The 14358-nt window shown below is 39.1% G+C and carries 18 protein-coding genes; 8 read left to right on the top strand and 10 right to left on the bottom strand.

The window, feature by feature from the left end:
* Positions 1-162: 162 nt before the first annotated feature.
* Positions 163-957, bottom strand: coding sequence for a DUF6252 domain-containing protein (locus AC58DT_RS11495; RefSeq protein ID WP_497216965.1), 795 nt, complete (start codon positions 955-957; stop codon positions 163-165).
* 135 nt (positions 958-1092) lie between these two features.
* On the opposite strand from AC58DT_RS11495, the gene AC58DT_RS11490 reads away from it, so the two are divergent.
* From AC58DT_RS11490 to AC58DT_RS11460, 7 genes are all read left to right on the top strand, one after another.
* The gene (locus tag AC58DT_RS11490; RefSeq protein ID WP_497216964.1) at positions 1093-1695 is read left to right on the top strand and encodes a 30S ribosomal protein S16; all 603 of its coding nucleotides are present in this window, start codon (positions 1093-1095) and stop codon (positions 1693-1695) included.
* 11 nt (positions 1696-1706) lie between these two features.
* On the top strand, positions 1707-2231 hold the full coding sequence (gene rimM / locus AC58DT_RS11485) for a ribosome maturation factor RimM (RefSeq protein WP_497216963.1): 525 nt from the start codon (positions 1707-1709) through the stop codon (positions 2229-2231).
* Positions 2232-2338: 107 nt separating this feature from the next.
* A complete protein-coding gene (locus AC58DT_RS11480; protein WP_497216962.1) occupies positions 2339-3076 on the top strand; it encodes a tRNA1(Val) (adenine(37)-N6)-methyltransferase in 738 nt (245 codons plus the stop codon).
* A gap of 50 nt (positions 3077-3126) precedes the next feature.
* A complete protein-coding gene (locus AC58DT_RS11475) occupies positions 3127-4305 on the top strand; it encodes an acyl-CoA dehydrogenase family protein (RefSeq protein ID WP_497216961.1) in 1179 nt (392 codons plus the stop codon).
* A gap of 132 nt (positions 4306-4437) precedes the next feature.
* Positions 4438-4983, top strand: coding sequence for a cysteine peptidase family C39 domain-containing protein (locus tag AC58DT_RS11470; protein WP_497216960.1), 546 nt, complete (start codon positions 4438-4440; stop codon positions 4981-4983).
* Between the two features lie 102 nt (positions 4984-5085).
* The gene (locus AC58DT_RS11465; RefSeq protein WP_497216959.1) at positions 5086-5982 is read left to right on the top strand and encodes a metallophosphoesterase; all 897 of its coding nucleotides are present in this window, start codon (positions 5086-5088) and stop codon (positions 5980-5982) included.
* Positions 5983-5995: 13 nt separating this feature from the next.
* Positions 5996-6688, top strand: coding sequence for an SGNH/GDSL hydrolase family protein (locus AC58DT_RS11460; RefSeq protein ID WP_497216958.1), 693 nt, complete (start codon positions 5996-5998; stop codon positions 6686-6688).
* On the opposite strand, the gene AC58DT_RS11455 is transcribed toward AC58DT_RS11460, so the two are convergent.
* The 7 genes from AC58DT_RS11455 to trmB form a co-directional block, all read right to left on the bottom strand.
* Complete coding sequence (locus AC58DT_RS11455; protein WP_497216957.1) at positions 6685-7014, bottom strand: 2Fe-2S iron-sulfur cluster-binding family protein; 330 nt, start codon at positions 7012-7014, stop codon at positions 6685-6687. The two genes, AC58DT_RS11460 and AC58DT_RS11455, sit on opposite strands and share 4 nt — an antisense overlap.
* A gap of 3 nt (positions 7015-7017) precedes the next feature.
* The gene (locus tag AC58DT_RS11450) at positions 7018-8070 is read right to left on the bottom strand and encodes an NAD(P)/FAD-dependent oxidoreductase (RefSeq protein ID WP_497216956.1); all 1053 of its coding nucleotides are present in this window, start codon (positions 8068-8070) and stop codon (positions 7018-7020) included.
* A 64-nt stretch (positions 8071-8134) separates the two neighbouring features.
* On the bottom strand, positions 8135-8377 hold the full coding sequence (locus AC58DT_RS11445; RefSeq protein ID WP_497216955.1) for a NifU family protein: 243 nt from the start codon (positions 8375-8377) through the stop codon (positions 8135-8137).
* 1 nt (position 8378) lies between these two features.
* On the bottom strand, positions 8379-9518 hold the full coding sequence (locus AC58DT_RS11440) for an Mrp/NBP35 family ATP-binding protein (RefSeq protein WP_497216954.1): 1140 nt from the start codon (positions 9516-9518) through the stop codon (positions 8379-8381).
* Between the two features lie 139 nt (positions 9519-9657).
* Positions 9658-9981, bottom strand: a complete 324-nt coding sequence (locus AC58DT_RS11435; protein WP_497216953.1) for an MGMT family protein — start codon at positions 9979-9981, stop codon at positions 9658-9660.
* Positions 9982-9983: 2 nt separating this feature from the next.
* Entirely contained in the window at positions 9984-10610 is a 627-nt protein-coding gene (locus tag AC58DT_RS11430; RefSeq protein ID WP_497216952.1) for a LysE family translocator, read from the bottom strand.
* Positions 10611-10648: 38 nt separating this feature from the next.
* Positions 10649-11323 (bottom strand): tRNA (guanosine(46)-N7)-methyltransferase TrmB, encoded by a 675-nt coding sequence (trmB, locus tag AC58DT_RS11425; RefSeq protein WP_497216951.1) that lies wholly within the window; start codon positions 11321-11323, stop codon positions 10649-10651.
* A gap of 12 nt (positions 11324-11335) precedes the next feature.
* Between trmB and AC58DT_RS11420 the strand changes: the two genes are divergently transcribed.
* Entirely contained in the window at positions 11336-12457 is a 1122-nt protein-coding gene (locus tag AC58DT_RS11420; protein ID WP_497216950.1) for a glycosyltransferase, read from the top strand.
* Here AC58DT_RS11420 and AC58DT_RS11415 read toward each other — a convergent pair.
* Together AC58DT_RS11415 and AC58DT_RS11410 are read right to left on the bottom strand one after the other, a co-directional pair.
* Positions 12431-13468 carry a sensor histidine kinase gene (locus tag AC58DT_RS11415; protein ID WP_497216949.1) on the bottom strand — a complete coding sequence of 346 codons (1038 nt, stop codon included), beginning with the start codon at positions 13466-13468 and terminating at the stop codon, positions 12431-12433. The two genes, AC58DT_RS11420 and AC58DT_RS11415, sit on opposite strands and share 27 nt — an antisense overlap.
* A gap of 92 nt (positions 13469-13560) precedes the next feature.
* Positions 13561-14241, bottom strand: a complete 681-nt coding sequence (locus AC58DT_RS11410) for a response regulator transcription factor (RefSeq protein WP_497216948.1) — start codon at positions 14239-14241, stop codon at positions 13561-13563.
* Between the last annotated feature and the right edge of the window lie 117 nt (positions 14242-14358).

Raw genomic sequence — 14358 nt, 5'->3', positions numbered from 1 at the left:
TTTTTCTTCATCATAATTACTCCTCTAAAGACAACTGTTCAACTTCATTCGGATATATCCTAATATACCATGAATAAAGGGGTTTCAACGAATTATTAACCTAAGTTTAGTGTAAATTAACAAGGTTTAACCTTTGCCGTGAAATATAAGGTAAAATGTTAATTAATAAGTAACATCAAATTGACCCTCGGTGATATCTGTGCGGTTTGTTATAAAGGAAAAAGTACCTTTAATTGATTTTTCAGAAATGTTATGTTCCAAAATAGTGACAAGCCCCTCCACAGTATCTTCGGGCCCGGTAACGCCTTGGTATTTGGCGGCAAAACCTCCTCTTGGCAAGGTGTAATCACCAGGTTCAACATTAGCTGTAACGGAAATTACAATGGTGGCATTGGCAGTACTTCCGGAAGTTATGATGGTATTTCCTGTATTACGGGAAGAAACGGTTACAGGTATAAATTGATTTCCGTCAACCTTTGCACTAAATAAGCCTGCGTTGGTGGGATCTACTATATCTCCGCCTGTATACGAAACATTATATAAGGTACCTTGAGAAATATATATAGTATCTATACCAGGCAAGAAGGCATTAAAATTAAAAGTTCCCGAAAGTGTTTTATTGGTTTCATTAAGTTCTGAAATAGTTACTACGCCTTCGCCGTTTGGATTAGTGGTATATATGCTGCCCCCCATATCTTCATAAACAGCATAATTATAACTTCCCTCTCCAATGGTAAAATTACCTTCGCCTAAACGCGAAAGTTGAATTGTCATGGATTCTTCATCATTAAAACCTTGTATTGTAAGTGTACCATCTTCATTTAGTGCGGCACGTGCGTCTGTTGATGTATATAACCTGTCATCTACTTTAGCTTGGAGGGCAACTTCATTGGTCTGTGTATCTTCGCAAGAAATAAGCGACATAATAGCTAAAAGAACAAATAGAAACTTTTTCATCGGTTAAGGGGTATTTAGGGATTTTGACAAATGTAAAATAAAAACTTTAATTGGTTGAATTTCAAAAAGAAAATATACTATCTTTGCCGTCCTTAATTATAACCGGGGTCGGGAACCCCAAAAATTAATTTAAACATGCCTGTAAAAATCAGACTACAAAGACACGGAAAGAAAGGTAAGCCTTATTTCTGGATTATCGCGGCAGACAGCCGTTCAAAAAGAGATGGTAAATTCCTTGAAAAAATAGGACATTACAATCCGACAACAAACCCTGCACAGATTGAACTTGATGTGGACAGCGCTGTAAAATGGCTTCAAAATGGAGCACAACCTACAGATACTGCCCGTGCTATTCTTTCTTACAAAGGAGCTTTAATGAAAAACCACCTTGCTGGTGGTGTTCGTAAGGGCGCTTTGACCGAAGAGCAAGCTGAAGCAAAATTCAACGAGTGGTTGGAATCCAAAAAAGGATCAATCGACCATAAGAAAGCGAGTCTTTCTGAGGCCAAGGAAAAAGCTAAAGCTGAAAAACTTGCTGCCGAAAAAGCCGTAAGCGAGAAGCGCGCTGCTGATGCCGCTGCCGCTGCTGCACCTGCAGAAGAGGAAGCAACTGAAGAAGTAGAAGCAACTGCTGAAACTGCGACTGAAGAAGCTCCAGCTACTGAGGCTCAAACTGAAGAAGCAAAGGAAGAAACTCCTGCTGCTGAAGAAGCCAAAGAAGACGAAAAAGAAGCATAAATTTTAAAACGATGCAAAAGGAGAATTGCTTCTACTTGGGCAAAATCGTTAGAAAATACAGCTTTAAGGGGGAACTGCTCATAAAACTTGATACAGACGAACCCGAACTTTTTACTGAAATGGAATCGGTTTTTGTGGAACAACGCAAAAACCTGATTCCATTTTTTATTGAAGAAAGTTCACTGCACAAAAGCGAATTGCTTCGCGTACGCTTTGAAGAGGTAAAAAACGAAGCAGAAGCAGATGCTTTGATTGGCGCACATCTTTATCTGCCCTTGGAATTTTTACCAAAACTTACAGGAAACAAATTTTACTTTCACGAAATCATTGGTTTTACCGCCGAAGATGAATCCTTTGGAATAATTGGGAAAATTACTGGTGTAAACGATACTACTTCACAAGCACTTTTTGAAATTGACCGCAGCGGAAAACAAATATTGATTCCGATGATTGACCATTTCATTAAAAAAGTGGATCGGGAAACCAAGACCATACTTTTGGACGTGCCCGAGGGGTTGATTGAAATGTACCTTTAATAGGAAATTCCAAATGTCAAGCACCAAATTCCAGATAAATTCCTAAAAGTAAATCCCAAATTCCAAAATCTTCAATCAGCAATCGTTAATCGAAAATCTAAAATCCATTGAAGCCTTTTAAATTCAAGCAATTTACTATTGAGCAAGACCGCTGCGCGATGAAGATTGGCACTGATGGGGTTTTGCTCGGGGCTTGGGTTTCTTTAAAAAACAATCCGTTTTCAATTTTGGATATTGGCGCGGGCACAGGAATTATCGCTTTGCAATTAGCGCAACGCTCCCACGCCGAAATGATTGACGCTCTTGAAATTGATGAAAACGCCTATGAACAGTGCGTTGACAATTTTGAAAACTCACCTTGGGGCGACCGTTTGTTTTGCTATCACGCTTCTTTGGAAGAATTTGTGGAAGAAATTGAAGATAAGTACGACCTCATCATTTCAAACCCGCCATTTTATTCTCCCCCTCTGCCTTCAGCATCTCCCCCGAAAGGGGAGAAAATAATTTCTACTTCTCGAGAATTGGCTCGTTTTAACGATGCGCTTCCTTTTGATGAATTGATTGAAAGCGCTTCGCAACTACTTTCTGATGAAGGGATTTTTGCGGTCATCATTCCGCGGAAAGAAGAAGAAAATTTTATCAAAATGGTTTCGGAAGTAAATCTGTTTCCGAATAGGATTTGCAGGGTTCGCGGCACTGAAACTTCCGAAGAAAAAAGAAGCATGCTTGAATTTTCTTTTGAAAAGATTTCGCCAAAAATAGAAAACCTTACCATTGAAACTTCACGCCACATTTATACCGAACATTACAAAAATCTGGTGCAGGATTTTTACCTGAAAATGTAGGTCTTTAAGCTTGTGATTTCTACATTTGTATTCCTTTTAAACACTTATAGATGAAACCAGACCTATTCGAAGCTCCCGACTATTACAATCTTGACGAATTACTTTCAGAAGAACACAAATTGGTACGCCAAGCCGCCCGCGACTGGGTGAAGCGCGACGTATCGCCTATTATAGAGGAATATGCCCAAAAGGCTGAATTTCCAGAACAGATAATCAGCGGTCTTGCCGAGATTGGCGCCTTTGGCCCGTACATTCCCGAGGAATATGGCGGAGCGGGGCTGGACCAAATTGCCTACGGTTTGATTATGCAGGAAATCGAGCGCGGCGATAGCGGCGTTCGCAGTACAGCTTCTGTGCAATCTTCCTTGGTTATGTACCCCATTTGGAAATACGGCACCGAGGAACAACGCAAAAAATATTTGCCCAAACTTGCCTCGGGCGAATGGATGGGCTGCTTCGGGTTAACAGAGCCGGACCACGGAAGCAATCCGGGCGGAATGACCACAAATTTTAAAGACAAGGGCGACCACTATCTTTTAAACGGCGCCAAAATGTGGATCAGCAATGCTCCCTTCGCACAGGTTGCCATAGTGTGGGCAAAAAACGAGGAAGGAAGAATCCACGGTTTAATTGTAGAACGTGGCATGGAAGGTTTTTCCACCCCTGAAACACATAATAAATGGTCGCTTCGTGCTTCGGCAACGGGTGAACTTATTTTTGACAATGTAAAAGTTCCAAAGGAAAATTTGCTTCCGAATAAATCAGGCTTGGGGGCGCCACTTGGCTGCCTTGATTCCGCACGATACGGAATCGCTTGGGGCGCCATTGGCGCTGCGATGGATTGTTATGACACGGCGCTTCGTTATTCCAAAGAGCGAATACAATTTGGCAAGCCAATTGGCCAGTTCCAACTTCAGCAGAAAAAATTGGCGGAAATGATTACCGAGATTACCAAGGCCCAACTTTTAGCTTGGCGTTTGGGCGTTTTGCGAAATGATGGCAAGGCAACTTCCGCACAAATTTCAATGGCAAAGAGAAATAATGTTGATATGGCAATTAACATAGCCAGAGAAGCAAGACAGATTTTGGGCGGAATGGGCATTACCGGTGAGTACAGTATTATGCGCCACTCCATGAACCTTGAAAGCGTTATTACGTATGAAGGAACGCACGATATCCATTTATTAATTACTGGGCTTGATATTACTGGTTTAAATGCGTTTCAATAAATGAGAAACTTTATTTTTTTTATTATATCTCTGTTTTTGCCGCTTTTAGGCTTTTCGCAGGCAAAAGAGAATGAACAAGTAAGCTTAGACGCTTTACTGAACGATACCCAATTCAGTAGTGACAATACACAGATGTTTGAATTTATTTGGTGGTTGCCCAGAAAATTTTGGGAAGTTTCTTATGCACAGGACCCCACTTCTTCTAAAGAAGATTTTATGGAATTAAATGAAATTTTTGAAGATTACGAACTTTTTGGGGTTGTTAAGGGAGAGATTGGTCATTTTGGGGGAATAACCTATTACCCTGAAGAAGCAATTTTAAAGGAACTAGTAATTAATTATAAAGGGGAAAATTTAATAATTGTACCAAAAGAGGAGATATCAGCAGATTTTTCAAATTTCTTTATGATAATTCAGCCTATGCTTGGCAATATGCTTGGGCAGATGGGCAACAATATACATTTTGTTCTTTATAAAAGCATTCGAGGCAACGAAGTGTTACCAGTAGATCCCTTAGGCAGTGGCGTACTAACCATAAAACTAGGTGATTTTGAGCGCACGGTGAATCTTCCATTAAATAGTTTATTACTTGAGAAAAAATGTAATGAGGACGGTAAATTATATTCAGGTAAATATATTTTTTGCCCCATCCACGGTAAAAAGTTAGTTAATCAATAAAAAAATTGATTCTTTGAAAAGCTTCTCCACGTGGGAAGCTTTTTTTATTTCCCGTTACTGTCGTACTGTTTCAAATTGTATCTTTAAAAAAACAATTGATAAATGTCTTCTAGAAACCGAATGTCCCGAGCTTACAGAACTGCCCGTCGCATAAAGTTTAATGACGACTCAAAGTTTATAGTTTTCAGCGACTGCCATCGGGGCGACAATAGCTTTGCGGACGACTTTGCCAATAACCGAAACATCTATTTTCACGCCCTACAGAATTATTACAAACAAGGCTTCACTTATTGTGAAGTTGGCGATGGAGATGAACTTTGGGAAAACCTATTTTTTAAGGATATTTTTGAAGCCCATCAAAATGTGTACGAGTTGATGAAGCTATTTTATGCAGAAAATAGATTGTACCGAGTGGTTGGAAATCACGACATGGTTTATATGAACCAAAAATTTGTTGAAAAAACACTTTATACCTATTTCGATAAAATCACAGGCAAGGACGCACCTCTCTTTCCGGGTATTCAGTTTACGGAAGGGTTAATTTTACAACACGAAACAACCGGACAGGAAGTTTTTATGATGCATGGCCACCAAGCCGATTGGATGAATTATGTGGGTTGGAAATTCAACCGGTTTATGGTTCGGGCGCTGTGGCGACAACTTCAGATTTTCGGCATTGGCGATCCCACGAGTCCCGCAAAAAATTACAAGGAGCTCATAAAAGTTGAAAGACGAACCAAGCGGTGGATAGTTGAAAATAAAAACATTTTTACCATTATTGGCCATACACATCGCCCACGTTTTCCAGAGCCTGGCGACATAGCTCTTTTTAATGATGGTAGTTGCGTACACCCCCGAAGTATAACTGGACTGGAAATAGAAAACGGGGAGATTTCCTTGGTAAAATGGCAAATCTCCACCACGGAAGACGGCACATTAAAGGTACAACACGTATTGCTGGAAGGACCGCAAAAATTGATCGACTACAAAACTGAATAAAAAATCTTACAGAATGAAATCCATAACACTCCTAATTCTGCTCGCTTCTTTTTCATTATTTTCCTGTGCTATTTCAAAAAAGAATACTTCTGCGGAAAAAACAACTTATAAATATTTAGCACTTGGCGATAGTTATACCATTGGTGAGAGTGTTTGCAGTGACTGCAACTACCCAAAGCAAGTAACGGATAGTTTAAACGATGTTTTAAAAGAAAAAACTTCCGTAAAAATAATTGCTAAAACAGGCTGGACAACAACTGATTTGTTGGGTGCGATTGCTGCTGAAAACCCTCCGAAAGATTATGATTTGGTAACGCTACTTATTGGCGTGAATAACCAATACCAAGGAAAACCGTTTTCGCTTTACGAAGAGGAATTCCCGAAATTACTGGATATGGCCATCGCTTTTGCAAAAGGAAATAAGCAGAATGTGATTGTACTTTCCATTCCCGATTATGCTTTTACGCCTTTCGGACAGAAATCTGGGAAAAGTGAAAAGATTACTTCGGAATTAAAAAAATACAACGCTTTCGCGGAAAAGATTGCGGAAGAAAAAGGAGTGCTTTTTAAAAACATTACCCCAATAACGCAGCAAGGATTGGAAAACCCAAAATTGGTTGCTTCGGATGGGTTGCATCCTTCGGAAGTTGCCTATAAAAAGTTTGTGGAAATGATGTTTGGCAGCGTTTTGAAAATACTTCGTTAAACTTCAGGTGCGAGTTCCACCTCCAACCCTTCAAGCTCTTCCTTTATAAAAATCTGGCAGCCCAAGCGGCTGTTTTCTTGCACATTAAAAGCTTCGGAGAGCATTAAATCTTCATCGTAACTCATTTCGGGAAGTTCGTGATCGCTCAACACATAACATTGGCATGACGCGCACATTGCCATTCCACCACAGATGCCGATAGTTCCTTCAGGAGCAAGTTCATAAGAGCGAACTATTTCCATTAAGTTCATATTCATATCTGTGGGAGCGTCAACCTCATGTTTTACCCCTTGGCGGTCTATGATCGTGATTTTTACGTCGGTCATCAATTAATCAATTGATTTAACAATAGCTTTTGGTGCTTCCTTTTTACTTCCGTCAAAACCTTCCACACCGCCAACGGTAGTATATTTCATAACATAACGTTTATCAGGGAAAATACGCTGATAGGCACTTTGACACATTAAGGTTGCCTCGTGGAAGCCGCAAAGTATAAGTTTCAGTTTTCCGGGATAGGTGTTTACATCTCCAATGGCGTAAATTCCAGGGATGTTTGTTTGATAGTCTAGAGTATTATCTACTTTAATTGCGTTTTTTTCAATCTCGAGCCCCCAATCTGCTATTGGGCCAAGTTTTGGGGACAATCCGAACAACGGAATAAAATGGTCGCACTCACGGTTGAAAACCTCAGCACCTTGCTTAATAACTACTTCTTCCAAACGATTATTTCCCACCAAACCAATAACTTCGGCAGGAGTTATGAGTTCAATTTTTCCAAGGTTTTTTAATTCCTGTACTTTTTCAACACTGTCCAATGCGCCCCGAAATTCATTTCTTCTGTGAATTAAAGTCACATTTTTTGCAACATCGGTTAGGAAAATGCTCCAATCCAAGGCTGAGTCTCCACCACCAGAAATAACTACATTTTTATTTCGATATAATTCAGGATCGCGGATGATGTATTCCACTCCTTTATCTTCAAAGTCTGAAAGATTGGTAATTGGTGGCTTTCGAGGCTCAAAACTTCCCAATCCACCTGCAATTGCAACAATTGGGGCATGATGCTTTGTGCCTTTATCTGTAGTAACTATGAAAGTACCATCCTCCAGTTTTTCAATTGTATCTGCACGTTCGCCAAGGGTAAAACCAGGCTGAAATGGTTCAATCTGCTTCATCAAATTTTTCACCAAATCGCCAGCCAAAACTTCTGGAAAACCGGGAATATCGTAGATAGGTTTTTTTGGATATATTTCAGTACACTGACCGCCAGCTTGCGGGAGCGCATCAATCAAATGACATTTAAGTTTAAGTAATCCTGCTTCAAAAACGGCGAAAAGACCCGTAGGTCCTGCACCGATGATGAGAATATCTGTTTTTATCATGAAAGACTATTTCTTAATTGAGTTCAAAAATAGTTTTGAAATTGGGTTAAAAAAATGACGGTTGTCATTGTGCAACACTAACAACCTTTTCAATTTGTGGAGCATATTTTTTTATGGTCATTTCCACACCGCTTTTTAACGTCATTTGGTTGACGGAACAGCCAACGCAAGCTCCTTGCAACTGTACGTTCACTATCTTATCTCCTTCTATAGAAACTAATGAAATATCGCCTCCATCGTTCTGTAAAAACGGGCGAATCTCGTTCAGTGCTTCTTCTACTTTTGTTGTTAGTTCTTGCGTTGTCATATTATTTTTTTACGGCGCTGCAACCTGCCATTGTTGTAATTTTTATTGCTTCGGTTGCTGGAAGATTTTCGTTTCTTCTTACGGTTTCTTCAACAACGTTTTTGGTGATAGCTTCAAATGCTTCCTCAATTGGGGTCGCGGTTTGCAGTGCCGCTGGTCTTCCTGCATCACCAGCTTCTCGGATGCTTTGCACCAAAGGAACTTCACCTAAAAATGGTACTTCCAAATCTTCAGCCAAATGCTTGGCGCCCTCTTTTCCAAATATATAATATTTATTTTCAGGAAGTTCAGCAGGGGTGAAATAAGACATGTTTTCAATAATACCCAAAACAGGGACGTCAATATTTTCTTGACGGAACATCGCCACTCCTTTTCGGGCATCGGCCAGAGCGACGGTTTGTGGCGTACTGACTACAACAGCACCCGTGATTGGCAATGACTGCATAATGCTCAAATGAATATCTCCAGTTCCGGGCGGAAGGTCTATTAACATAAAGTCCAACTCTCCCCAGGCGGCATCAAAAATAAGTTGGTTTAAGGCTTTGGCAGCCATTGGCCCACGCCAAATTACTGCTTGGTCTGGCTGAGTGAAAAAGCCAATGGAAAGTACTTTTATCCCGTAGTTTTCAACTGGTTTCATCTTGCTCTTTCCGCCAACGTTTACCGAAAGTGGTTTTTCCATTGCCACATCGAACATAATTGGGATAGACGGGCCATAAATATCGGCATCTAGAATCCCAACTTTGAAGCCCATCTTTGAAAGTGTAACCGCCAAATTTGCCGTTACCGTTGATTTGCCAACGCCTCCTTTACCCGAAGCCACGGCAACTATATTTTGAACTCCAGGGATTGGTTTTCCTTTTATTAAATTAGGGTTTTGAGGTTTTGCTGGTGCTTCAACCTTTATGTTCACTTGCACTTTGGCATTTGCGTCCACTTTATCGTGAATGGTCTTGATAATATCTGCCTCGGCGCGTTTTTTTATGTGAAGTGCCGGCGTGGATAGTTTTAGGTCCACGATAATTTCGTCTGCAAAGGTCACTACATTTTGCACGGCACCGCTCTCTACCATATTTTTTCCTTCGCCAGAAACTGTAATTGTTTCAAGGGCTTTAAGAATATCTTGCTTTGAAATGCTCATTTTTTATTTGTAATATTTAGATTCATTCTAAAGTGCAAATATACTAAAATAAGTTGGCAGTATTCAGTAGCAGAACGCAGTAAGTTTTATGGAAAACGATTTCTTATTATTTGTAAATTTTTTAAATATTAGGAAATAGTCAAAGCTCCTTATTAGGATCCCAAAAATGTCTTTCAAAATTTTGGATTTTATTGTCTACCACTTGTATTCCTTCACTTTCCAACAGTTGCTGCATCAAGTTTGTGCCTTGAAAGTGATGTTTACCCGTCAGCAATCCATTTCTATTTACAACACGATGTGCAGGAACGTCTTTTTTTACACTTCCGTTCATTGCCCAACCAACCATTCTGGCACTTCCGGCTGCCCCCAGATAGTTTGCGATTGCACCATAGGATGTTACCCTTCCGTAAGGGATTAATTTAGCCACTTGATAGACTTTTTCAAAAAAACCTTCATCAGCCATTTTTAAATCTGTCTTAAAATCTTGAAGAATGTGATTATGGATATAACAGCTGTAACTAGGCCTATAACATAATTCATATTTAATTTTAGCTTTCGCGAATCCTCTTTTGCTCTAAAAAACTGAACGTACAGGGCAAGACTTGCAAAAGTACCAACTCCCGACGCGATTACCGCTAACAAAAGTTGTGGTTGTGTAAAGGAAAAAGCCCCAAATGCCGAAAATGTAATGCTGAGATACATCCAATATGGTAATGGCAACAGATTTAGCATTGCAATAAATATACCTAGAAAGAAACGGTTTCTTTTGGAGTTTTCACCGTGGGTACGAATTTCGCGGCGAGTGTCCTTTGCAATAAATATAAAGTAGATTGTAAGACTTATAAAAATGCCTAAAGCTACTTTTTGTAGCATACTTACAATTTCGGGATGTTTGCCAATATATCTAGCAAAAAGAAGCGCTATATACGTTTGCAGCATTACCGTAATACATACACCCACTGAAAAAAGAAGTCCTCTCTTCCTACCTTCCCTCATACTTATTTTGGCTGCATACATATTGATTAAGCCTGGTGGAAGCACGCCTATAAATGACCCAAAAAAACCAATAAGCAAGTTGTAAAATATTGTCATTTAGGGCGGTTGTTTTTGTGAATATACTGAATTTATAACTAACGGAACTTAAACCGAATGTAAGTAATCTTTTTGCCTATTTCCAGATATTGCTGTTCATAAAAAGTTTGAATGTTTGTTACAGCTTCTGGGGCTCCTTGGCTTCCATACACATCGTGATGGGCGTATTCAATTTCTTCTTCTAAACCATGAAGTAGCCCAAGGGTGTAGCCGTGCATAAATTCACTATCGGTTTTTAGGTGGACTACGCCACTGGGCTTCAATATTTTTTTATATTTCCGAAGAAAATCTTGATTGGTCATTCGGTGTTTGGTGCGCTTGTATTTAATCTGTGGGTCTGGAAAAGTAATCCAGATTTCGTCTACTTCGTTTTCATCGAAAATATGATCTACCAATTCAATCTGTGTTCGTAAAAAACCAACGTTGTGCAGGCTGTTTTCCAATGCAGTTTTTGCACCTTTCCAAAAACGGGCGCCTTTTATATCTATACCCAAGAAGTTTACGTCGGGATATGCCTTGGCAAGATTTACTGAATATTCGCCCTTTCCGCACCCCAATTCCAAAACCAATGGATTTTCGTTTTTGAAAAATTCCTTTCGCCAATTTCCCTTCAGTTTTAAGCTATTGCCCAATACTTCCTCGCGTGAGGGTTGCACAACGTTTGAAAAAGTTTCATTGTCCCTAAAGCGTTTCAATTTATTTTTACTTCCCAAAATTTTAAATTTTTGGTAAAATTAAGGAAATATACTGCCGCAGCAATTATTGCTACCTTTGTTTTTATGCCGAAAAAGAAGACAATATTGGTTGCTCCTTTGCATTGGGGTTTGGGCCACGCTACCCGTTGCATACCCATAATACGGGCTTTGCTGGAGCATAATTTTAGTGTTATATTGGCTTCAGACGGGGCTGCGTTGTTATTGTTGCAAAAAGAATTCCCCCATTTGAAAGCTGTGGTGCTCCCTTCTTACAATATTACATATCCCAAAAAGGGGAGCTTTTTTAAATGGAAAATTCTTTTAAAATTTCCGCAGATAAAAAAGACTATGGCTGCAGAAAGTAGATTGGTCAATCAACTTGTAAAGGATGGTAAGATTCAAGGCATTATTAGCGATAACCGATTTGGGGTCAGAAATAGTGATATTCCCTCGGTTTTTATAACACATCAATTGAATGTTTTAACCGGAAGCACTTCTTTTTTCACTAGCAAAATGCATCAAAAAATTATAAAAAAGTTTGATGCTTGCTGGGTACCGGACGTGGATGATGTGGTTATGAACCTCAGCGGAAAATTAGGCCACCTTAAAAAAGAACCGTTCCCCATTCAGTACATTGGGGTTTTAAGCCGCATGGAGAAAAAAGAACTCCCCAAAACAATTGATATCCTGCTCTTGCTTTCTGGTCCTGAACCACAGCGCACCTTGTTTGAGGAAAAATTGAAAACTATTTTTAAAGGAAGTGAAAAGAAAATTTTATTAGTTCGTGGTTTGGTTGAAAAAACTCAGGAATGGGGTAGTTTTGAAAACATTGAAATGGTAAATTTTATGAAACGTAAAGAATTGGAAGAGACCATTAATAAAAGTGAAATAGTTGTTTCCCGCTCTGGATATACAACAATTATGGATTTGGCAATACTCGAAAAAAAGGCATTTCTTGTGCCAACGCCAGGCCAATACGAACAAGAATATCTGGCAAAACGGCTTAAAAGCTTAGGAATAGTCCCTTCCTGTAAACAGGAAAAGTTTAAACTAAAAAAATTAAATAAGGTTACAGTCTATAAAGGCCTGAAAACTTTATCGCAACAACCGGTAAATTACTCTGAATTATTTTCCCTTTTCGAGGGTAAATGAAAACTCGGAGCCAATGCCCAATTGGCTTTCTACATATATCTTTTCGGTGTGGGCTTCCACAATGTGCTTCACGATTGAAAGACCGAGTCCGCTCCCGCCTTCTTTTCGCGAACCACTTTTATCTACGCGGTAAAAACGTTCAAAAATGCGAGGTAGATTTTCTTTGGAAATACCTTCGCCGTTATCTGTTACGCGTATTAAAAATTTATTTTTTGCAAGGCTTTCAACACTTACTTCTGTAGTTCCATCCTGTTTTCCATATTTCAGAGAATTTACGATAAGGTTGGTTAGCACCTGTTCTATCCGTTCTTTGTCGGCATTTACAATTATTTCGTCAAAATATTCTTTATCAAAAACGAGTGAAATGTTCTTCTTTGCCGCTTTCATCTCAAGCAGGTCAAAAACATTTTGCACCATAGTGAGAATATTGAAATTTTCTTTATTCAGAATAAGGCCACCTACTTCCAATTTGGTTATCATATCCAAATCCTTGATAATATAAATGAGTCTTTCCACCCCTTTATTAGCGCGCTGCAGATATTTTTTACGTACTTTTTTGTCTTTCATTGCGCCGTCCAAGAGGGTAAGTATATATCCTTGAACGGTGAAGAGGGGGGTTTTGAGTTCGTGCGATATATTGCCCATAAATTCCTTTCGGTAGTTTTCGCGAATATTTAAGGTTTCTATCTCAAGTTTTTTGTCTTGCGCAAATCGTTCCACTTCCCGGGTAAGCACCTCCATATCTGTCGTGATAGATGGTTTGGGTAAACTTTCTTCATCTAGCAGTCTAACGTCTTCGTAAATCTTCTTTATTCTGGAATAAATAAATTTTTCTACTCGATATTGAAGTATGAAAAACGAAAGTATAAAGGAAAAAAGAAAAAAAAGTAGCAACCAAAAGAATACAATTTCTAAAACTGCGTATAAAAAAATTGTCATTGCCAGGGTAGAGAAAACGGCAATTAACAAGGATGTAGAGGCTGCAAAATTATATTTTTTGGAAAATTTCATCTGCTTTAATACTTTTTTAAGGTCAGATGGAACATCTTACTTGTACCTGTAAATAAATTATTGACACGTTAAGCTTTGTTGTTTCATTTCCGCTAAACTACAAACTTATAACCAACTCCTTTTACTGTTTTAAATTTATCGTCGCCTATTTTTTCACGAAGTTTTCTAATGTGGACATCAATGGTACGCCCACCAACGATTACTTCATTGCCCCAGATTGAATCAAGAATATCTTCTCGCTTAAATACTTTTCCGGGTTTGGATGCTAAGAGTGCCAATAATTCAAATTCTTTTCTTGGCAGGACCATTTCCTTTTTGCCCAATATAATTTTGTATTCCTCCCGGTTTATAGTCAGGTTTCCGAGCTTTATTTTTTCATCCTCCTCTTCTTCCTTGAATCTTCGCAGCAGTGCCTTTACTTTGCTTACCAATACTTTTGGCTTAATGGGTTTTGTGATGTAATCATCTGCGCCAGCCTCAAACCCTGCCATTTGTGAGTAGTCTTCGCCCCTAGCAGTTAAAAATGTAATCACTGTTTCGGATAGTTCGGGGATGTTTCTTATTTTTTCACACGCTTCAATACCATCCATTTTGGGCATCATTACATCCATGATAATCAATTGTGGCCTTACATTTTTTGCTTGTTCTATTGCTTCCAGCCCATTTTCGGCAGTTTCGACTGTATAGCCTTCGGAAGTAAGATTGTATCTAATTATTTCAAGAATATCCGGTTCATCATCAACCAACAAAATTGTAATATCCTTTTTTTTCATCTGTACAAACTATTTATCAAATTGGAATACCTGCTGTTTTTATCTTTAAATGTGCTTCACTGATTGGCAGTATTTCTTTTTTTTAACGTTTCAAAGATACCATTATTTAACCTGAGC

Source organism: Aequorivita sp. CRS11, from assembly GCF_059693805.1.
The sequence above is the reverse complement of the archived record's forward strand: the minus strand, read 5'-3'. Positions and strand labels throughout refer to the sequence as shown.

Bases quoted from the DNA above. Each gene is read 5' to 3' on its own strand.
- AC58DT_RS11495 (WP_497216965.1), bottom strand. From the start codon at position 957: ATGAAAAAGTTTCTATTTGTTCTTTTAGCTATTATGTCGCTTATTTCT.
- AC58DT_RS11455 (WP_497216957.1), bottom strand. From the start codon at position 7,014: ATGACCGACGTAAAAATCACGATCATAGACCGCCAAGGGGTAAAACAT.
- AC58DT_RS11460 (WP_497216958.1), top strand. From the start codon at position 5,996: ATGAAATCCATAACACTCCTAATTCTGCTCGCTTCTTTTTCATTATTT.
- AC58DT_RS11465 (WP_497216959.1), top strand. From the start codon at position 5,086: ATGTCTTCTAGAAACCGAATGTCCCGAGCTTACAGAACTGCCCGTCGC.
- AC58DT_RS11435 (WP_497216953.1), bottom strand. From the start codon at position 9,981: ATGGCTGATGAAGGTTTTTTTGAAAAAGTCTATCAAGTGGCTAAATTA.
- AC58DT_RS11490 (WP_497216964.1), top strand. From the start codon at position 1,093: ATGCCTGTAAAAATCAGACTACAAAGACACGGAAAGAAAGGTAAGCCT.
- AC58DT_RS11475 (WP_497216961.1), top strand. From the start codon at position 3,127: ATGAAACCAGACCTATTCGAAGCTCCCGACTATTACAATCTTGACGAA.
- AC58DT_RS11440 (WP_497216954.1), bottom strand. From the start codon at position 9,518: ATGAGCATTTCAAAGCAAGATATTCTTAAAGCCCTTGAAACAATTACA.
- AC58DT_RS11450 (WP_497216956.1), bottom strand. From the start codon at position 8,070: ATGATAAAAACAGATATTCTCATCATCGGTGCAGGACCTACGGGTCTT.
- AC58DT_RS11470 (WP_497216960.1), top strand. From the start codon at position 4,438: ATGTTTGAATTTATTTGGTGGTTGCCCAGAAAATTTTGGGAAGTTTCT.
- AC58DT_RS11415 (WP_497216949.1), bottom strand. From the start codon at position 13,468: ATGAAATTTTCCAAAAAATATAATTTTGCAGCCTCTACATCCTTGTTA.
- AC58DT_RS11410 (WP_497216948.1), bottom strand. From the start codon at position 14,241: ATGAAAAAAAAGGATATTACAATTTTGTTGGTTGATGATGAACCGGAT.
- rimM (WP_497216963.1), top strand. From the start codon at position 1,707: ATGCAAAAGGAGAATTGCTTCTACTTGGGCAAAATCGTTAGAAAATAC.
- AC58DT_RS11430 (WP_497216952.1), bottom strand. From the start codon at position 10,610: ATGACAATATTTTACAACTTGCTTATTGGTTTTTTTGGGTCATTTATA.
- AC58DT_RS11445 (WP_497216955.1), bottom strand. From the start codon at position 8,377: ATGACAACGCAAGAACTAACAACAAAAGTAGAAGAAGCACTGAACGAG.